This is a genomic window from Robbsia andropogonis (genome assembly GCF_034047095.1).
In the GTDB taxonomy this organism is placed as follows: Bacteria; Pseudomonadota; Gammaproteobacteria; order Burkholderiales; family Burkholderiaceae; genus Robbsia; species Robbsia andropogonis.
On sequence record NZ_CP139170.1, the window covers coordinates 2735501 to 2755580 of the forward strand.

At 61.9% G+C, this 20080-nt stretch carries 17 protein-coding genes and 3 tRNA genes; 5 read left to right on the plus strand and 15 right to left on the minus strand.

Annotated features, from left to right (window positions below):
- Window positions 1–106: 106 nt before the first annotated feature.
- Window positions 107–661, plus strand: a complete 555-nt coding sequence (locus tag SJQ66_RS25405; RefSeq protein WP_024901474.1) for a copper chaperone PCu(A)C — start codon at window positions 107–109, stop codon at window positions 659–661.
- 132 nt (window positions 662–793) lie between these two features.
- Here the strand turns inward: SJQ66_RS25405 and SJQ66_RS25410 are convergent, their stop codons facing one another.
- The 6 genes from SJQ66_RS25410 to uvrC all read right to left on the minus strand — a co-directional run bounded on the left by SJQ66_RS25410 (window position 794) and on the right by uvrC (window position 4962).
- Window positions 794–1249 carry a GNAT family N-acetyltransferase gene (locus SJQ66_RS25410; protein WP_024901475.1) on the minus strand — a complete coding sequence of 152 codons (456 nt, stop codon included), beginning with the start codon at window positions 1247–1249 and terminating at the stop codon, window positions 794–796.
- Between the two features lie 162 nt (window positions 1250–1411).
- Window positions 1412–1485, minus strand: a tRNA-Cys gene (locus SJQ66_RS25415).
- A gap of 124 nt (window positions 1486–1609) precedes the next feature.
- Window positions 1610–1685 (minus strand) — tRNA-Gly (locus SJQ66_RS25420).
- 94 nt (window positions 1686–1779) lie between these two features.
- A tRNA-Gly gene (locus tag SJQ66_RS25425) sits at window positions 1780–1855 on the minus strand.
- Window positions 1856–2030: 175 nt separating this feature from the next.
- Window positions 2031–2639 carry a CDP-diacylglycerol--glycerol-3-phosphate 3-phosphatidyltransferase gene (pgsA, locus tag SJQ66_RS25430; protein WP_024901476.1) on the minus strand — a complete coding sequence of 203 codons (609 nt, stop codon included), beginning with the start codon at window positions 2637–2639 and terminating at the stop codon, window positions 2031–2033.
- Window positions 2640–2811: 172 nt separating this feature from the next.
- Complete coding sequence (uvrC, locus tag SJQ66_RS25435) at window positions 2812–4962, minus strand: excinuclease ABC subunit UvrC (protein ID WP_024901477.1); 2151 nt, start codon at window positions 4960–4962, stop codon at window positions 2812–2814.
- Here uvrC and earP point away from each other — a divergent pair.
- From earP to SJQ66_RS25455, 4 genes are all read left to right on the plus strand, one after another.
- On the plus strand, window positions 4961–6550 hold the full coding sequence (gene earP / locus SJQ66_RS25440; RefSeq protein WP_390173979.1) for an elongation factor P maturation arginine rhamnosyltransferase EarP: 1590 nt from the start codon (window positions 4961–4963) through the stop codon (window positions 6548–6550). The two genes, uvrC and earP, sit on opposite strands and share 2 nt — an antisense overlap.
- Window positions 6551–6897: 347 nt before the next feature.
- Window positions 6898–7452: an elongation factor P gene (efp, locus tag SJQ66_RS25445; protein WP_024901479.1), complete on the plus strand. Its 555-nt coding sequence runs from the start codon at window positions 6898–6900 to the stop codon at window positions 7450–7452.
- Window positions 7453–7898: 446 nt separating this feature from the next.
- On the plus strand, window positions 7899–8321 hold the full coding sequence (locus SJQ66_RS25450; protein WP_024901480.1) for a BON domain-containing protein: 423 nt from the start codon (window positions 7899–7901) through the stop codon (window positions 8319–8321).
- A gap of 4 nt (window positions 8322–8325) precedes the next feature.
- On the plus strand, window positions 8326–9741 hold the full coding sequence (locus tag SJQ66_RS25455) for a sigma-54-dependent transcriptional regulator (RefSeq protein WP_024901481.1): 1416 nt from the start codon (window positions 8326–8328) through the stop codon (window positions 9739–9741).
- Between the two features lie 145 nt (window positions 9742–9886).
- Here SJQ66_RS25455 and nagZ read toward each other — a convergent pair whose 3' ends face one another.
- The 9 genes from nagZ to SJQ66_RS25500 form a co-directional block, all read right to left on the minus strand.
- A complete protein-coding gene (gene nagZ / locus SJQ66_RS25460; protein WP_036006808.1) occupies window positions 9887–10909 on the minus strand; it encodes a beta-N-acetylhexosaminidase in 1023 nt (340 codons plus the stop codon).
- A 71-nt stretch (window positions 10910–10980) separates the two neighbouring features.
- Window positions 10981–11397, minus strand: a complete 417-nt coding sequence (acpS, locus tag SJQ66_RS25465; protein WP_024901483.1) for a holo-ACP synthase — start codon at window positions 11395–11397, stop codon at window positions 10981–10983.
- A 124-nt stretch (window positions 11398–11521) separates the two neighbouring features.
- Window positions 11522–12301, minus strand: a complete 780-nt coding sequence (pdxJ, locus tag SJQ66_RS25470) for a pyridoxine 5'-phosphate synthase (RefSeq protein WP_024901484.1) — start codon at window positions 12299–12301, stop codon at window positions 11522–11524.
- A 19-nt stretch (window positions 12302–12320) separates the two neighbouring features.
- Window positions 12321–13067, minus strand: coding sequence for a DNA repair protein RecO (gene recO, locus SJQ66_RS25475; RefSeq protein WP_024901485.1), 747 nt, complete (start codon window positions 13065–13067; stop codon window positions 12321–12323).
- The gene (era, locus tag SJQ66_RS25480) at window positions 13067–14227 is read right to left on the minus strand and encodes a GTPase Era (RefSeq protein ID WP_081764718.1); all 1161 of its coding nucleotides are present in this window, start codon (window positions 14225–14227) and stop codon (window positions 13067–13069) included. The genes recO and era overlap by 1 nt, the downstream gene beginning before the upstream one ends.
- Before the next feature lie 61 nt (window positions 14228–14288).
- Window positions 14289–15278, minus strand: coding sequence for a ribonuclease III (rnc, locus tag SJQ66_RS25485; RefSeq protein WP_320534698.1), 990 nt, complete (start codon window positions 15276–15278; stop codon window positions 14289–14291).
- Window positions 15279–15333: 55 nt separating this feature from the next.
- Entirely contained in the window at window positions 15334–16233 is a 900-nt protein-coding gene (gene lepB / locus SJQ66_RS25490; RefSeq protein WP_253465854.1) for a signal peptidase I, read from the minus strand.
- A 12-nt stretch (window positions 16234–16245) separates the two neighbouring features.
- The gene (gene lepA / locus SJQ66_RS25495; RefSeq protein ID WP_024901490.1) at window positions 16246–18039 is read right to left on the minus strand and encodes a translation elongation factor 4; all 1794 of its coding nucleotides are present in this window, start codon (window positions 18037–18039) and stop codon (window positions 16246–16248) included.
- 349 nt (window positions 18040–18388) lie between these two features.
- On the minus strand, window positions 18389–19918 hold the full coding sequence (locus tag SJQ66_RS25500; protein WP_051504108.1) for a Do family serine endopeptidase: 1530 nt from the start codon (window positions 19916–19918) through the stop codon (window positions 18389–18391).
- Window positions 19919–20080: the final 162 nt, after the last annotated feature.

Consider the following 20080-nt stretch of genomic DNA (forward strand, 5'->3'; position numbering starts at 1 on the left):
TCGCTACCTTGTCATCTGCCCCATCACGCCACGTCCACACCCTACGCTCTCGCTCATGCGCCCAACCTGCCTTCTCTTCCGCAATCGCCGCGCACGGTGGCCAAGCATGTTCATGGCCTTGGGCGTCTTATTGACGCCGTGGCCGCTTTGCACGTTGCCAGCCCTGGCGGGGGTCATGCCGGCCAACGCCGCGTCTGGGGCGACTACGCAGGCTTACACGGAAGCCCCCATCCCTTCCGCGACCCACTCGGCCGCATCCGAATCGGCATATCGATCCGGCGAGGGGGTCGACGTCAACCATGCTTGGGTAAGGTGGCTACCGGGGGCGCTCCCGGCTGCCGGGTACATGACGGTGACGAACAGACGCAGTGGCCCCATCACCCTCATTGGCGCGAGCAGTCCTGATTACGGCGAGGTGATGTTGCATCAGACTGTCCACACGCACGATCACGACACGATGACGGCGGTAATAGCGCTGACGATTCCTGCTGGCGCGACAGTCCGGATGGCGCCAGGCGCGGCGGATGGCTATCACTGGATGCTGATGCGGCCCAGCCATCCGATCGCGGTGGGACAGCAAGTGTCACTGCGACTGCGTCTGGCCGACGGTCAGACGATCGTCGTATCGATGACGGTCGGCCCGCCCACTCGCTTGCAGTAAGGCAATGGGGCGGCGCACGTCCGCCGGAGACACCGTATCGATCAAACCGGCAGCGATGCATGCATCGCGAAGCGCGTCTCGATCGGACGGCTGGTGCACCATGAAAGGTGGGGGAAAAGACGTTCGACCGCGTCAGGCGCGGCGCATATCCAGATGCGGGATGCCGTCTTCCAGATACGGACCGCTGACTTTCGAAAACCCGAACGACTCGTAGAAGGCGCGCAAGTATTGCTGCGCATTCAAGCGCACCGGCACGCCAGGCCACACATCCTGCACATGCTGCAACGCTTTCTGCATCAACGTCTTGCCGAGCCCTCTATCCCGGAATTCGGACACGGTCAGCACGCGGCCGATGCGGGCGTCGGTGCTTTCGTCGTCGGGGCCAAACAGGCGAGCGTATGCCACCAGCGGCGCATCCGGCAGGCTGGTGTCAAGCGCGAATAAATGCCAGGCCTTCCGGTCTCGGCCGTCGATATCCATGTACACGCAGCGCTGCTCCACGACAAACACCGTCGAACGGGCTTCCAACACGCCGTACAATTCCTCGACGGTCATTTCGTCAAAGCGCTTGCAATACCACTCGATCATGCTTGCTCCCCGCCAACACCGTCATGGACTGTCATGCTATCGCAAACCCTGATTCGTTGCATTGCAATGGCACACATTACCGAAAAACCGATTTGGCGTCCCAAAAGAAAAAATCCAGCGTCGCAGGGTGCGAGGCCGGATTCCTACATGTACTACGAGATATGGAGGCGCGGGCCGGAGTCGAACCGGCCTGGAGGGATTTGCAGTCCCCTGCATAACCGCTTTGCTACCGCGCCATAAGACAACAAGCCATCGGTGAACTTTTCAGCAGCGTGATGCGTCCGATTGGATCCATCATCTAGCTGCTTTTGCACCGATGGTGATGGAAGTAAAAAGGGAAGCCCTGCTTCCCTTTTTGTTTGGAGCGGGAGACGAGGCTCGAACTCGCGACCTCAACCTTGGCAAGGTTGCGCTCTACCAACTGAGCTACTCCCGCAAAACAGGTACTGCACCTACTTGCGCCGGCATCACTCCTGCGCTTTCTGCATACGTTCCCGATGACACACACCATCGGATAACGACTTCAAATCTGGAGCGGGAGACGAGGCTCGAACTCGCGACCTCAACCTTGGCAAGGTTGCGCTCTACCAACTGAGCTACTCCCGCATTATTCACCACACTTATTTCCCGCTACCGTCGCTGCCAGGCAGTTGTTGCGGGAGAACGAGATTATGTCCAAACGCCTATGGCGTGTCAACCGCTTTTGCAAAAATTTCTAACGCGCCGGGATACCCGTCATAACCATTGCGGCTGCCATCACAACGGTATCGACGGCACACGGTCACAAGCGTTTCTGCGCCGCTTCCGCTTCCGTCTTCTCACGAATCTGCGGCCATGCCAGCTTCATGTAGTAGAGCATCGACCAGATCGTCAGCACCGCGGCCACGTAAAGCAGCCATGTACCCCACTTCTGGATATCGATCGACACCGGCCCCACTACCAGCACCTGATGGAACAGCAGCATCGGAATCGCCACCATCTGGCAAGCCGTTTTGATCTTGCCCAGCGAGTTGACGGCCACGCTCTTCGATGCACCGATCTGCGCCATCCATTCACGCAGCGCCGAGATCGTGATCTCCCGACCCACGATAACCAACGCGATGGCAGAGTCGACGCGCGTCAGATGCACCAGCACGAGCAATGACGCGGTCACCATCAATTTATCGGCGACCGGATCGAGAAACGCGCCGAATGCCGAGGTCTGATTCAGCTTGCGCGCCAGATAGCCATCAAACCAATCTGTCAATGCCGCCACGACGAACAGCACGCATGCCACCACATCCCGCGTCACCGGCGGCATGACGTTGTCTGGCAAATAAAAGACCCCCACCACCAGCGGGATGGCGACAATGCGCAACCAGGTCAGGAAAATCGGAAGATTGAACGGCATCAGTATGACGAAAGGTAATACACGCGGGAACCCGAAACGAGCACGAACAAGCGAATCATAACGTTGATTGAACAAGAGGGCGGCACCCATCGGTGCAAGCGGCTGTCGCCTTTCCGCAGCGGATGCATCCCGCCTCCACCTTAGCGCTTCAAATTGTGCTGCGGCGCGTGGTTCAGTGCAATTGCTGATAGATCTGTTCCGCCAGCGCATGCGATATCCCCTCTACGCTGGCGATCTCATCAATGCTGGCGGCCATGACGCCGCGCAGCCCGCCGAAGCGCGCGAGCAGACGCTGCCGCCGTTTCGCGCCGACGCCATCCAGCTCTTCCAGTCGGCTCTGCTGCCGCGTTTTCGCCCGCTTTGCACGCATACCCGTGATCGCGAAACGGTGGGCTTCGTCGCGGATCTGCGCAATCAGCATCAACGCGGCACTGTCCTTGCCCAATTCCAGCGCGGGCCTGCCATCGGCAAAAACCAACGTTTCAAGGCCGACCTTCCGGCCCTCGCCTTTCGCGACACCGACGATCAAGCCGATGTCGAGTCCCAGTTCGCTGAAGACCTGTCGCGCCATTTCAACCTGTCCCTTGCCGCCATCGATCAACACGATATTCGGGAACCGTGACGCCGGGCGCGCGGGCGCACTGCCCGGCACGTCTTCCCGCGCGACATCGACGTCCTCGCCGGCACGCCAATCATCGCCGGCATCGGATGCTTCAGATACGGCGTCATGCATATCACCGTCGGCGGCTTCCGCGGCATCGATCGCATCGAGCCGCGGCGTCTCGTCATCGACGACTGTAACGTCTTCATCCCCGCGGTCCTGCATGACCATCTTCTCGTAGCGGCGCGTCAACACCTGCCGCATCGCCGCGTAATCGTCGCCCGGCGTAATCCCGGTGATGTTGTATCTTCGGTACTCACCGTTCTGCATCTTGTGATGGTGATAGACGACGCACGATGCCTGCGTGGCCTCGCCCATCGTATGGCTGATGTCGAAACATTCGACGCGCAGCGTATCTAGGTCGTCAAAACCCATCTTCAAGGTATCCACCAGCGCCTGTGTGCGGGTACGCTGCGCACCCTGCTCCGACAACACTCGCGCCAGCGCCAGGCGCGCATTATGCTCGGCCATGGTCAGCCAGACCTTGCGCTGTCCCTGGGGCTGGCGCAACACCGTGACGCGACGCTGGGCCTGCTCACCCAGCATCGTGATCAACTCGCGATTCGCCAGTGCATGGCTGACAATCAGAATCGGTGGCACCGGCTGCCCGGTGTAATGCTGGCCGATAAACGCCTCCAATACCTCCACTTCCAACGTCACGTCGTCCACGTCGGCCCCCTCCGCGTGTGCCGATACGTCCAGCACGTCGCCCTCCGCCACGGCCATCGCCACACCACTGTCGACTTGCGTCGGGAAATAAGCCTTGTCGCCCAGATGACGGCCGCCGCGAACCATCGCCAGGTTCACACAGACACGGCCGCCTTGCGCCACCACGGCGATGATGTCGACATCGCTGCCACCCTCGGTCTCGACGGTCTGTTGATGCAACACCTTTGACAAGGCGCTCATCTGATTGCGTACGATCGCCGCCTGCTCAAATTTCAGCTCCGATGCAAATCCCTGCATCTTTGCTTCGAGGTCGCGCATGACCTCGCCCTGTTGCCCTAGCAAAAAGCGCGATGCGTTCCGTACGTCGCGCGCGTAATCCTCCTGGTTGATTTCGCCCACGCAAGGCGCCGTGCAACGGCCGATAGGATGCAGCAGGCACGGACGCGTGCGGTTATTGAAGACCGAGTCCTCGCACGTACGCAATTGGAAAACACGCTGCAGGATCTGGATGCTTTCCCGGACCGCCCATGCGCTGGGAAAGGGGCCGAAGTATTGGTTCTTGCGATCCACCGCGCCGCGGTAGTACGCCATCCGCGGAAAGGCGTGCCCGGTGAGCTTCAGATAGGGGTACGACTTATCATCACGGAACAGAATGTTGTACCGCGGCGTCAGCGCCTTGATCAGGTTGTTTTCCAGCAGTAAGGCTTCGGCCTCGGAGCGGGTGACCGTCGTCTCGAGTCGGGCGATGCGCGACACCATCATCGCGATACGCGGCGAGGCAAGCGTCTTCACGAAATAGCTGGATACCCGCTTCTTCAGATCTCGCGCCTTGCCAACATACAACACGTTTCCCCCGGCGTCGAAATATCGGTAGACACCAGGTAAATTCGGCAACTGCGCCAGCGCTGCCTTGGCATCGAAGGGCGCAGCGTCGCATGGTGCCCCATCCGGCGACGATGCACCGGGTGGCGATGCGGTGGTGGACGCGGGCATGTTGGCGTCCTCGGCGCGGTCGCGCGGCGGATGGCCGGCGGTACCAGCGGCGGCGGCGGAAGCGGGGGGATCGGAAACAGGCATGCGGAGCGGGCGGGACGATTGCACTAAAATCCCGATTCTAGAGCAATCGCCACCCACTCACTCGATGTGCAACGTTCCCGATCCCGCCAGCGCTTCCGCCATCCGACAAATCACGCCGGCAACGGAGACATCCTGTGCATTGTTCTGCCGTGTCGTCGACAATTTCGGCGATGCGGGTGTTTGCTGGCGTCTTGCCCGGCAACTGCGACGCGAGTACGGCTGGCGCGTCCGGCTCTATATCGACCTACCCGAGGTTTTGCGCGCATTCCTGCCAGATGCGCCGGCGTTCGCGGAAGGGCACGGTAGAGAAGCGCTTGCGCAGCGAGAAAGCGAGGCATCCGATACCGGCATGCACGGGCCGGCTGCGGCGCTACCGCGCAATCCCTGTGAGGCAAGCGCGTTGCCGACCCTGGCGACAATCGACGGTGTCGCCATCCTGTGCTGGCCCGGCCTGGGCATCGATGGTGCTCCCCGCCCCGATGGCGTCGTCTGGCCCGACGGTGCCGACCCGGGCGACATCGTCATCGAGGCCTTTGCCTGCGAGCTGCCCGACGCCGTGCTGACCGCAATGGCCGCGCGCGCGACACCGCCGGTCTGGTTGAATCTCGAATACCTGAGCGCCGAGGACTGGGTGACGGATTGTCACCTGATGCCGTCTCGGCATCCACGGCACGGCCTGGAGAAAACGTTTTTCTTTCCAGGCCTTCAGCCGGGAACCGGCGGCGTGCTGCGCGAGCGCGACCTTGATGCGGATCGGCGCAACTTCCTGGATGACCCGGAGGCACAAACAACGTTCTGGCGGACGCTGGGACTGGATCGCCCGGCTACCGATCAGTTCGTCATCACGTTGTTCGCTTATGAGAATCCAACCTTGGATGGCCTGCTGCATGCGTGGTCGAATCCGTGGTGGCATGCGAAAGACACACCTGGTTCGGCGTGGCACGGCATCACGGTCCTCGTGCCGCACGGCCGGATCACCTCGCAAGCGGCGGCGTTTTTCCAACGCGACACGCTGCGTATCGGCGAAACGTTACAACGCGGCGCATTGACGGTACGCGCGATTCCGTTCCTCTCCCAGCCCGACTATGACCGGCTTCTATGGCTGGCCGATCTCAATTTCGTACGAGGCGAGGACTCGTTCGTGCGGGCGCAATGGGCCCGGCGGCCGTTTGTCTGGCATATCTATCCTCAGGAAGGCGCGGCGCATGTGCCGAAACTCGATGCGGCGTTGACAGCGTATTGCACCGGCGCCGCACTGTCAGCTGGCGCGGCCGCGGCGATGCGTGCGATCTGGTATCGATGGAACAGGCTGGGTGGCCTCGCGGATGCGCCTTCCCTTACCCAAGCGATGGATCTGGACTGGCTTCAAACGTGGCGCGACTACGTCGGACAATGGTCGATGCTGCGGCACGGTGGCGTGCGATGGGCCGAGCACCTGCAAGCGCCGGGCGATCTGGCCGGCAATCTGGTGCGCTTCTACGCCGGAAAACGTGGCATGCATTAGGGCGGCCACCCCTGCAAACGGTACCGCAGCGCCGGAAATCTCGGGTAAAATGAACGGTTTGCCTTACCCTTGCTCTCACGGTGCCACGGCGGATACGGGATGTCGTCGGTTTCGGACCGAAACGCCGTCATCGTCTGGTCGTGTGGTGCACGTATGATGCTGTCGCCCCGACGCCCGTTTGCCGAACCCCGCTGCGCCCACTTTAAACAGTGGCAATGCAGCGCCCGGCGACGGTGCAGGTCAGCAGGCCGGCGTCTGCGTGCCGACGCGCCCGACGCGTAGGCGGGTTGGCAACCGGACCGGCCTTACTTACAGGCCGACGCTTTTTGCACAGGACTATTTTTTTTATGAAGACAGCTCAAGAACTCCGTGTCGGTAACGTCGTAATGGTCGGCAGCGATGCGATGGTTATTTTGAAGGCCGAATACAACAAGTCGGGCCGCAACTCCGCCGTCGTCAAGATGAAGATGAAGAATCTGCTGACGAACGCGGGGCAGGAAACCGTCTACAAGGCCGACGACAAGTTCGACGTCGTGGTACTGGAACGCAAGGAAGTCACGTACTCGTACTTCGCGGACCCGATGTATGTATTCATGGACGCAGACTACAACCAGTACGAAATCGACGAAGAAAGCATGGGCGACGCGCTCGACTACCTCGAAGATGCGATGGCCGTGGAAATCGTGTTCTACAACGAACGCGCTATCGCCGTCGACATGCCGACCGTCATCGTCCGTGAAATCCTGTACACGGAACCGGCAGTCAAGGGCGACACCTCGGGTAAGGTCATGAAGCCGGCCAAGATCAATGATCGCAAAAATATCCCCGTGCCGTTGTTTTGCAACATTGGCGACAAGATCGAAATCGATACCCGTACCGGCGAATACCGTAGCCGGGCGTAAGCTCGGCGTACTGCCGCCCCCATCGGTTACAGGCGAACGGGGAGGCATGGCCGGCATAGGCTGACGTCCCTGTCGAACCGGCCACGCAACATGATGCTAAAAGCCCGTCCTCTCGGCTGAGACGACGGGCTTGTTCTTTTTTGTTACCGCAAAATTTACCTTGGTCCTACCATTTTACCGATTTCGATTCGTACCCCGGATTGGTTAATCGCGGCGCGTCGTGAAGATTGTCCGGTAAAAGCCGCGTTTTTTGGTATCGATTCTTCCGCCTGATTCGTCAGTTTTGCCATTCAAACGCATGGCATGGCTTATGCTTACCGTAAGATTGTCACGCCAACGAAGCGATTGATGTCGATTGGCCGACGTGTATCAGCGGCCGTCACGGCGAGCGCCTCTTGCAGGCACCGCATCGGTGTGACGTATGTCATTTTGATCGGGGAAACCACATGTCGTTTTTGTCGCGTGTGCGTGCGCCTGGTGGCGTGCTCCTGGGTGCCACGCTGCTTTGCATGACCGCCACGTTGACAAGCTGTACCGGTGCGGCGCGCGACGGTGCGCAGGCCTATGACAGTGATATGGCCATTGCCGATCGGGTGCATCAGGCGATGTCCGTCGATCCCGCCACTGCCGAGGCACTGCAGAATGGCAGGATTCGCATTCGGGTGCTGCATGGCAGCGTGACACTGCTGGGCAATGTCGATAGCGCCAGGCAAATGTCGGATGCGCTGGCGGCGGTACGTGCCGTCGGTGGTGTTCAGGCGGTACAAAGTGACTTGCACCTGCGTCCGATCTCGGCATCGCGTTCGAACGCGCTTTCCATTAGCGAATCGGCCAAGACCGATTCCCCCAAACCTTCTCGCTCCGAGTAACCCAATGCCGCACGCGTTGATCGTCGAAGACGACCCGAATAGTTTGTCCGGCCTGGCCGCAATCCTTGATGCCGACGGCTTTTCCGTCGACACGGCGATGACGCTCGCAGAAGCGCGGCAAGCCCTGACGCGCTTTATTCCGGACGTCGTGCTGATTGATTTGAACCTGCCGGACGGCAAAGGTCTCGACCTGCTGCCCAGCCTTCCAGTGCAGCCGCCCGACGGCAATGTGCCGGTCATCGTGATGACCGGCAATGCAACCGTGGAGAGTGCGATAGCGGGATTGCGTCATGGTATCTGGGACTATCTCCTGAAGCCGGTCAGCATCCCGCGCCTTCGCAGCCTGCTCGCACGCATTCCCCGTCCGTACGAGTTGACGGAGGAAGTTCAGACGCTGAAGCTGACGCTACGGCAACTTGGCCGCTACGGACCGTTGGTCGGCCGCTCGCCCGCGATGCAGCGTCTGTACGATGACGTCGAACGAATCGCGGCAACGGAAGGCCCGGTCTTGCTTGTCGGCGAAACGGGGACAGGCAAGGAAACGGTCGCACGCGCGATTCATCATGGCAGCCGCCGACGCAAGGCACCGTTCGTCACGTTCGATTGCGGTACTGTCGGCGATCCGGACGCGCGACCGGCATCCGTGCTGTTGTTCGGCCAGGAGCGCAACGGCGCGCCGCTGCAAGCCGTCATGGGCGAAGGCCGTACGTTGGGTGCCTGCGAGCGTGCAACCGGCGGCACGCTGTATATCGATGACATCACGCACCTGTCGGTCGAACAGCAGCGCCAGTTGGTTGCCGTGCTGAGCCAGCACACATTCCGGCGCGTCGGCGGCACACACGATATTCCGGCGGACTTCCGATTGGTCGCGGCATCGCACGAGGACCCGATGCAGGCCCTCGGCGAAGGGCGTTTGCGCGATGACCTGTACCGCCTGCTCGTACCGCAAGCCATCGCCGTGCCGGCATTGCGTGAACGCCTGGGAGACGTCGAGATGCTCGCGCAGCATTTCGTCGACCAGCTCAACGAGTCCGAGCTCTCCACCAATGCCCAGAACACCGACGGCACGACGCCACCGAGCGTGCCAAAGTACTTGGCCTCATTGGCGTTGCGCGGGCTTGAACAGTACCAATGGCCCGGCAACGTACGCGAACTGCAGGACGCTGTGGAAGCTGCCTACAAACAGACCGGCCCGCTAGAGACGACGATCGAATCGCTAGCGCCCGCCAGCAGTGGCCAGAAAATACGGCCCGGTAGCATCGAGATCACCGTCGGCATGCCGTTGGATGATGTGGAAGAGTTGCTGATCCGCGCCACGCTGGAAGCGGTGGGCGGGACGCGCCATCGCGCGGCATCGATGCTCGGCATCAGTCCCAAGACGTTGTACAACAAGCTGCAACGGATGAAGATGGAAGACTAAGCACGAGAGACGCCGCGGCAAGGGTTGAACCTCCCCCACCGTGGCACCCTCCGAAAATCGTGGCGGTCTCGTCTCGTAAGCGTATCGCATCGCATCGCATCGCCATCAGTTTGCGCTATTGCGATACCTCCGTTGCGCCAGCCTGCTACTGCCCGGTATGCAAGGCCGTCAGACATGCGACCTTTGCCTTCGCGGCAAGATACTCCGGCTGCCGTAACAGCTTGCTCCAGATCACCGGCTTGCCGCGCGCCTGCAAACGCTTGATACGACGCATCGACGCGCGGGTCGCACTGCGATGCAGGTTGTTGAGCACCAGGTCCGCCCGTTCAGGGTCATTGCAGACGAGCACCATATCGCATCCCGCATCGAGCGCCATCTGTGCGCCGCGCACGACATCACCCGCCACACGCGCGCCTTCCATTGACAAGTCGTCGCTGAAGACCGCGCCATGGAAACCCATTTCCCGACGTAATATCCGCTGCAACCAGATCCGCGAAAAACAGGCCGGCAACGACGGGTCGACCTGCGGATACAACACATGCGCGGCCATCACGGCATAGAGCGTTGCACCGGAACGCAGATAGGGGAGCAGGTCCGCGGTCATGATTTCCGCCAGCGGGCGATCGTCGATTGCGGCGTGCAGATGCGTATCCGCCGCGACGAAGCCATGACCGGGGAAATGTTTGCCGCAGTTCGCCATGCCTGCCAGGGACAGCCCGTGAGTCAGTGCACGCGACAGCAGCGTGACGACACGCGGATCATGATGGAACGCGCGATCACCGATAACCTTCGACGCGCCATAATGCAGGTCCAGCACCGGCGTGAAACTGAGATCGATGCCGCTTGCGCGTAACTCGCTGCCGAGAACGAAGCCCACGGATGTAGCGTCCTCGATGGCGCCCAGCACATCCTCGTCCCACCGGGCTCCCAGTCGAGCCATCGATGGCAGCGGCGTGAAGCCTTCGGTCTTGAAGCGCTGTACGCGCCCCCCCTCCTGATCGACGGCAATCAGGATGTCCGGACGGAGTGACCGGATCTGGTGCGTCAACAAGCTCAGTTGCGCGCGATTCTGGTAGTTGCGTGCGAACAGAATCACGCCACCCGTCAACGGATGTGCAATGCGCCGCGCGTCGTGTTCGTCCAGAACCAGGCCGGGGACATCGATCATCACCGGGCCGGGACCGCGGCGTGTCAGGTCCAGGGGGCTACGTTCAATCCAACTGCCAGTACGTTGTTCGGTCATCGGTGTGTCGTCTGCTCCTTGTCTCGTTGTTCTGCAATCACATACGCGATCGCGTAATCGCGTTCGTCGCTAAGCGTCACGTGGAACGTCAGTCCGCGAGCGTCGACCCATTCGCTCAACGCGCCGCTCGTCTGTACGATCGGCGCGCCACCCGGACGGTTGAGGGTCTGCATCGCGCGCCAGGTCATCGGCATATGGATCCCCAGGCCGATGGCCTTCGAAAAAGCCTCTTTCGCCGCGAAACGCGTGGAAAGAAACGCCAGGCCCCGCGCGGCGGATCGTGCCCGGCGTGCTTCGTAGATCGCGATCTCCTGCGGACCCAGCACTTTCTCGACGAAGCGCCCGCCCGTGCGTTCCATCGTGGCGGCCACGCGGCGAATATCGATAATGTCGCTGCCGATCCCAAAAATCATTGGCCCTCCTTCGTGCGTTGTCGCCGATGCCGGACACACGTAGGTATCGAGGATACTATCATCGTCGCGCGGCGCGCCCTGGCGCCACCCGCATATCCGGCCAGCACGGCGCTGGCGCGCCGGATTACCTTCCGATGCCTTGCGCGCCGAAACGCGCCGACACCATGATCGCCTTCATTTCGCGCACCGCGTTTTCCCAACCCGCGAAGACCGCATGCGCGACGATCGCATGGCCGATGTTCAGCTCCGTGATGCCCTGCAGCGCGGCAACCGGCTGCACATTCTGATAATGCAAGCCATGGCCGGCATTGACGATCAGACCTAATGAGACGCCCAGGTCCACCCCTTCGGCAACGCGTGCCAATTCAACCTGTTGTGCGGCGCCTTCCGTTTCGGCATAGCGGCCGGTATGCAATTCGATCAGCGGTGCCCCCACCTGCCGGGCAGCGCGGATCTGCGCAGGGTCCGCATCGATGAATAAGGACACGCGAATGCCGGCACGCGCCAGCGTGGCGCAGGCCTTCTGTACCGCGTCGAAGTGCGCGACGACATCCAGCCCCCCTTCCGTGGTCACTTCCTCGCGCTTTTCGGGCACGAGGCAGACGTCCTGCGGGGCGATCTCGCAGGCGATATCGATCATCTCGGAAGTCACCGCGCATTCCAGATTCATCCGCGTGCGCAACGCTGGCCGGATCGCGCGGACGTCCGCGTCACGAATGTGGCGCCGGTCTTCACGCAGATGCAATGTGATGGCATCGGCCCCCGCTTCCTCGGCACGCAGCGCAGCGGCGATCGGATCGGGATAGGTCGTGCCGCGCGCGTTGCGCAGCGTGGCGACGTGGTCGATATTCACGCCCAGTCCGATAAAGGCCGGCGCCGCGCCGAATGCCGCGAGGGGATTCATAAAACAAGCCTCCAGCCCGTTAGAGCTTTTGCAGGTCGATCAGGATCTGGCGCGTGTTCAAAGGCACGCCTCCCAGATGGTAGTGCAACAGAAAACGCATCAAGGTCTTGCTCTGCGCAATCGTTCGCGGCGCCGAATAGTCGTCGGCATCCATATCCAGCAGCGTGCGGCCATCCACGCGCGGCCACTCCGGCGGATCGCTGTCGCGTGCAATGCGGGCACCCCTCTCCGGATCGAACACATAGGCACCGGCCGCGTCCGGCGGTGCGGCGCGCTCGCCCATGCTGCCGGGATTGAAGGTGACCGCGTAACCGGTCTCGCGCAACAGCATCCGTTCGAAGGACCGCAATACGAGCGCGGCCGGCTCGTCATGCGCCAGCCGCGCCAGCGTCACCGCGTAGTGGTGAAACAAAGCCGGATGCGGGTCCTCGCGCGCGCAGAAGCGCACAATCAACTCGTTGACGTAGAAGCCGCAGACCAACGCGTCGCCGGCCAATGGCAGCATGCCGCCCACCCATTCGGCGCCGGTCAACGTACGGACTTCGCCGCGCCCGCTCCATCGCAGCGACAACGGCTGAAACGTCTGCAGAACGCCGCGCAAGGCCGAATGCGGCCGCTTCGCACCCTTCGCGACCAGGGCCACACGACCGTGGTCACGTGTCAGCACGTCGATGATCAGACTGGTTTCCCGATAAGGGTAGCTATGCAGGACAAAGCCCGGTTGGTCGGCAACCTTACGTTGCGGCTCCGCGGACACAGGCGGCATCAGTCATATCCGTATGCGCGCAAACCGGCTTCGTTGTCGGCCCAGTTTGACTTGACCTTGACCCAGACCTCCAGGTACACCGGGCCATCGAACAGCTTTTCCATGTCCAGACGGGCGTCGGTGCTGATCTGCTTAAGCTTCGCGCCCTTCTGCCCGATGATCATCGGCTTGTGCGTGTCGCGCGCGATCAGAATCGTCACGAAGATCCGGCGCAGACGCCCTTCGGTCTCGAACTTGTCGATGACGACCGTGCTCGTATAAGGGATTTCATCACCGGTCCAACGGAACACTTTCTCGCGAACAATCTCGGCCGCCATGAAGCGCTCGCTGCGGTCAGTGAAGGCTTCCTCGTCATAGATCGGCTCGCCTTCCGGCAGGTGCGCGCGGAGCACGCCCAGCAGCCGCTTGATATCGTCCCGGTCTTTTGCCGACATCGGCACCACTTCGGTGAAGTCGCGCAGCGGCTGGATCTCGGCCAGGAACGGCAACAATTGTTGCTTGTCCTTTACCCGGTCGATCTTGTTCGTGACCAGCACGACCTTGACGCCGGGCGGAATCAAGTCCAGCACTTGCTTGTCCTCGGGCTGGAAGCGCCCGGCCTCCACCACCAGCAAAATCACGTCCACGGTGGCGAGCGTCGATGTCACCGTCCGGTTCAATGTGCGGTTCAGCGCATTGCTGTGACGCGTCTGGAAACCCGGCGTATCGATAAAGATGTACTGCGCGTCATTCAACGTCTGGATACCGGTGATCCGATGGCGCGTCGTTTGCGCCTTGCGCGACGTGATGCTGACCTTCTGGCCCACCATCGCGTTCATCAGCGTGGACTTGCCGACGTTCGGGCGACCGATGATCGCCACGGTGCCGCAACGGAAACCGGCCACGGCCTCTTTCGGTGCTTGCGACCAATCGAATGCCGGCAGACCGTCGGCATCGTCGTCTTCATCACCCTCGTCGGCGTCTTCGTGCACGTCCTTGCCATCATCGGCGTGCCGGCTGGCCGCGACATGGCCGGCCTCACCGTCCCCGGCCTGATGGTCGTGACCGGTGGTTTCGCCTCGTGCAACCCGGCGAGCGGACGCGTCCTCGGTGCCGGATTGCGGGGCGTTGCCTTGCTTGACACCGTCGGCGTCGGGAAGATCGGAAGGGCTGGCGGTCATGGCGACGTTCCTCGCGGATACGGTCATTGTGGTCACATTTCGAAAATTACTGCGGTTCAGCCTATTTTGCGGCAGGACCGGCACGGCGCACAGGCCGCTTGCCCCCGGTCGGTCGGTCGGCACGTCCGGCAGTCTCACCGGTACGCTCGACCGTCAGGGCCTCGTCGGCAGCAGCGCCTGGACGGTCCGCGTTACCCGATGAAGACCCGCTTGCGGGCGCTCGAAGGACACGTAATGTCTTGTGCGACGGTTTGATCTGCTTGCCGTCGGCAGCCGGTGCACCCGCTTTCGCCGGACGGCCTTGACCGCGCGCGGAGTCCTTGCGTACCGCCGCCGCTTTCGCTCCTCTTGCTCCCTCGGCCGGCATCAGCGCAAGTGCCGCTTTCGCGGCAGCCATTTCGGCCGCGCGACGGCTTGTACCATGCCCATGCGCCGCGATCCCCAGCGGTTCGACCGTGCAAGCCACCTCGAACTCCTGATTATGCGCCGCCCCGATGGTGGCCACCACCGTATACACCGGTAACGCCATCTGCCGCCCCTGCAGGCGTTCCTGCAATAGCGTCTTCGCGTCCTTGTTGGCGTCCTTGCCCAGCATGTCCGGATCGAGCGCCGCAAACACGGGGTCGTAGGCGCGCGCGATCGCGTTGAACGCCGCCACGAAGCCTCCGTCGAGGTAGATGGCGCCAAACAACGCTTCCACCGCATCCGCCAGGATCGATGGTCGTTGCTTGCCGCCGCTTTTCAACTCGCCTTCGCCGAGCGCCAGCGCACCCGATACGTCCAGCCGTTGCGCGATGCCATGCAGCGTTTCCTGCCGCACCAGATTGGCGCGCACCCGTGACAGTTCGCCTTCGTCCAACTCCGGGAATCGCTGGTACAGCAAGGTGGCAACCACGCAATTCAGCACCGAATCCCCGAGAAATTCGAGCCGCTCGTTATGGGTCGCACTATAGCTGCGATGCGTCAACGCCTGGCGCAGCAACGCCGGCTGTTCGAACACATGCGCAAGCCGCTGCGCCATCGCGTCCAGCGGCGACGATGCCCGAATCATCGCGCGTCTCCCGCAGCCGGGCAACCGCCCCACCGCATCTCATCCACCTGATCCATCAATGAAACGGACCAATCCGCTTCAAGTCCGAAAAATTCATCCAGACAAAGAACGCCTTGCCCACGATGTTGCGTTCCGGCACGAAGCCCCAGTAACGACTGTCCGCGCTGTCGTCGCGGTTATCGCCCATCATGAAGTAATGCCCGGCCGGCACCTTGCAGGTCACGCCGGCGCTGTCGTACTGGCAGTTCTGCTTGAACGGGAAGTCATCGGCGCCCAGGATATAAGGCGGGATCTGCGGCGAATTGAGGATCGCGTTCTTCTGGCCATCGATCGTTTCCTCGAATTGCTTCGAGTAAGAGACGCGGTCGGAATCGAAGTAATCCGGCAAGGCGGTCTGCAAGATGGGCTGGCCGTTGATCTTCAGACGCTTGTTCTCGTACGACACGATATCGCCCGGCACGCCGATCACGCGCTTGATGTAGTCGATCGAGGGATCTTTCGGATAGCGGAAGACCACGACATCACCGCGCTTCGGTTCCCCTAACGGTACGATCTTCTTGTCGAATACCGGGAGCCGCAGACCATAGTCGAACTTGTTGACGAGGATGAAATCGCCCACCAGCAGCGTCGGGATCATGGAGCCCGACGGAATCTTGAAAGGCTCGACGATAAAAGAGCGAACCACGAAGACAGCCAGAATCACCGGGAAAAAGCTTGCCGAATATTCGAGCCACCAGGGCTGTCGCAACTTTTCGTCATGGCGACGCGCGCGCTCCGCCGGTGCGTCCGACAAGGACAAGGCACCCGCCGGACCCGCAGCGGCCTGCTGGCGGTCGAACTCGACCACCGCCGCATCGGCCCGTCGACGACGTGACGGCTGAAACACGACCTTGTCCGCGATCCATGCCAAACCGGTAAGCACGACCAACAACAGCAAAATCAACTCGAAATTCATGCGGCGTTTCCGTTATTTGTCTTCCACCTGCAGGATGGCAAGGAACGCCTCCTGCGGAATTTCAACGCTACCCACCTGCTTCATCCGCCTCTTGCCGGCTTTCTGCTTCTCCAGCAACTTCTTCTTTCGCGAGATGTCGCCACCATAGCACTTGGCCAGGACGTTCTTGCGCAGGGCCTTGATATTTTCCCGGGCCACGATGTTCGGTCCGATCGCCGCCTGTAACGCCACGTCGTACATCTGGCGCGGAATGATCTCACGCATCTTGGCGGCCACTTCGCGACCGCGATACTGCGATTGCGAGCGATGCACAATGACTGACAACGCATCAACACGTTCGCCGTTGACCAGCATGTCGACTTTCACGACGTCCGAGGCACGATACTCCTTGAATTCGTAGTCCATCGACGCATAGCCGCGCGACACGGACTTCAACCGATCGAAGAAATTCGACACCACCTCGGCCATCGGCATTTCGTAGGTCAGCTGGACCTGCTTGCCGCGATAATCCATATTGATCTGCATGCCGCGCTTGCCGGTACATAGCGTGATTACCGCGCCGACGTACTCCTGCGGCAGATACAGATTCAACGTGACGATCGGTTCACGAATTTCCTCGATAAACGTCGGATCCGGCATTTTCGAAGGATTCTCGACGATGATCGTTTCACCATCGCGCTTCGAGACTTCGTAGACCACCGTGGGTGCCGTGGTGATCAAGTCCATGTCGAACTCGCGCTCGAGCCGCTCCTGAACGATTTCCATATGCAGCAGCCCCAGGAAGCCGCAACGGAAACCAAATCCTAGCGCCTGCGAGACTTCCGGTTCGAACTGCAGCGCCGCATCGTTCAGTTTCAGCTTGGTCAGCGACTCGCGCAATGCATCGTACTGGTTCGATTCCACTGGATACAGGCCGGCGAACACCTGCGGCTTGACTTCCTTGAAACCCGGCAGCGGGGCCGCCGCGCGGCGGTTGGCCAGCGTGATCGTATCGCCGACCTTGGCAACCGCCAGTTCCTTGATACCGGCGATGATGAAACCCACTTGCCCGGCCGACAGCGATTCGAGCGGCCGCGACTTCGGTGCGAAGACACCGACCGATTCCACCGGGTACTGCGCCCCGTTGGCCATCAACTCGATACGGTCCTTCGCCCGCAAGGTGCCATTCTTGATGCGGACCAGCATCACGACGCCAACATAGTTGTCGAACCACGAGTCCACCAGCAACGCTTGCAATGGCGCATCCGGGTCACCCTGCGGCGGCGGCACCTTCGCGATCAGCGATTCCAGCACATCCTCCACCCCGAGGCCGGTCTTCGCGCTGCAATGGACGGCGTCCGTGGCCTCGATGCCGATGACATCCTCGATCTCACCGATCGCGCTCTCCGGATCGGCGGCGGGCAAGTCGATCTTGTTTAGGACGGGCACGACCTCGACGCCAAGCTCGATTGCCGTGTAGCAATTCGCCACGGTCTGCGCTTCCACGCCCTGACTGGCGTCCACCACCAACAACGCGCCCTCGCAGGCGGACAGCGAACGGCTGACTTCATAGGAGAAGTCAACGTGTCCCGGCGTATCGATCAGGTTCAGGTTGTACACCTTGCCATCGCGTGCGCGATAGCTCAGCGCGGCGGTCTGGGCCTTGATCGTGATGCCTCGTTCGCGTTCGAGGTCCATCGAGTCGAGGACCTGCGCCTCCATTTCACGGTCGGACAAGCCACCGCACAGCTGGATGATACGGTCCGCGAGCGTCGACTTACCGTGGTCGATGTGCGCGATGATCGAAAAATTGCGGATATGATCCATTCGGACGGGTCAAAAAGAAAGGCGTTCCGGCACGCGGCGGCCCGATTGCAAGCGCGTGGTAAGCACATCGCAATCCGTCCGCAAGCGCGCTGAAATCGGGTCGGCCGGGCGAACATGGCTGATACGCGTCAAACTGGGCGTCACAAACAGGGCATCGCACGCCGCGCTTACAAACACATCGCGGGGAGCGAGCGGGCGACCGAGCGCGGTGGGCCGCCGAGCGGTCCCGGACACGCTACCGCATACCACAGCCGGGCGCGCGTGCGCTGGAAGGAATCCCGGCATTCTAGCCCAATTCCCCCCCACCGGCGAGGGCGGCGAGCGCCGCCATGCGACAAACGCCCTGGCATCAGCGACGGGGCGCGCGCGGCACAACCGGGACGAAGGTGGCCAAGTCCGCGCGTTGCACCAGCAGCGCCACCGGGCGATCCCCCGATTGCCGCAGCGCCAGCGCATCGAACTGCTGCTGGTCCGTGATATCGGTGTCGCCCACGCGCAGCACGATGTCGCCCTTCATGATGCCAGCCGCAAGCGATGGCCCTTCACTCGACAACACCTGCACGCCGTTGTGCGAACCGATCGTACGTGCCTGGGCATCGGTGAGATCGGCAACGCGCAGGCCAAGCGGATTTGACGTCAGGGAGCGGGACTGCGAGGCGTCCGGCCGGGTTGCAGCGCCCTCGGCCACGGTCGCGTTTTCCTGTTGCGCCACCGTCACAGTCAGGGTTCGCGTACGGCCCTTGCGCCAGACGGTCAGCGGTGCATCGGTGCCCGGCGTGGCCGCGCCTACCATGCGCGGCAGCTCACCGTACTGGTCGATGGCCCGTCCGTCGTAATTGAGAATGATGTCGCCCGGCAGCAGGCCGCCCTTACGCGCCGGACTATCTGGCACCGTGCCGGTTACCAGCGCCCCTTCGGCACGCGGCAGACCCAGCGCCTCGGCGACATCGGACGTCACCGGACCGATCATCACACCAATGCGCCCGCGGGTCACCACGCCACTTTTCTCGAGCTGGTTCGCCACGCGCATCGCTTCATCGATCGGAATCGAGAACGAGATGCCCATGAACCCACCGCTATTGCTGTAAATCTGCGAGTTGATACCAATGACATTGCCTTGCAAATCGATCAACGGGCCACCGGAGTTGCCGGGATTCACGGCCACGTCGGTCTGGATGAATGGCAGGTATTCCCCCGTGTAACGGCTTTTCGCGCTGACAATACCGGCGGTGACGGTGTTCTCCAGTCCGAAAGGTGAACCGATCGCCAGCACCCATTCCCCGACGCGCACCTGCGATGAATCGCCGATCGCCACGGTCGGCAAGTTCTTTGCATCGATCTTGACCACTGCAACGTCCGTCAATTTGTCCACGCCGATCAGTCGCGCCTTGTACTGGCGTCGATCGGTCAACGCCACATAAATCGCGTCGGCGCCCTGGACAACGTGCGCATTGGTCATCACATAGCCGTCGGCGGACAGGATAAAGCCCGAGCCCACCCCATTATCGCGCTCGACTTCGGACGGCGCGTTGTCGCCCGGCGCAGCGCCCTGCCCGCCATTGTTGCCGAACATGCCCGGCGGCAGAGGAATACCGAAGAAGCGTTTGAAGAATTCCGACATGTCATCCGACGGACTCGTGCGGGCGGCGCTATCGCCGCCGTCGCCACTTGATCCGTCATCGGCACTCCCGCGACGAGAGCGGCGAGCGGTCGTATTGACCGGAACGCGTTGGGTCGTGCGGATATTGACGACTGCCGGACCAACGCGGTCGACGAGCGATGCGAAATCCGGCAGCAACAGCATCGGAGGCGCACCAGGAATCACGTTCGGCACCAGTCGTGCGCCCGCAATGCCCGGCACGGCAACGGCTCCGGGGATCGTTGGGGATACGGCACCGCTGGGCGCGACCTGGACCGACGGCACAGGCTGCTGCCCGGCCTGCGATGCCGCCAGCGGGGGCACCACGGTACTGAATGGCGACAAGGCCGGCGGCGGCGCCACGAAAGGCCGCACCAGCACCGTCCCCTGGGGCACGCCGGT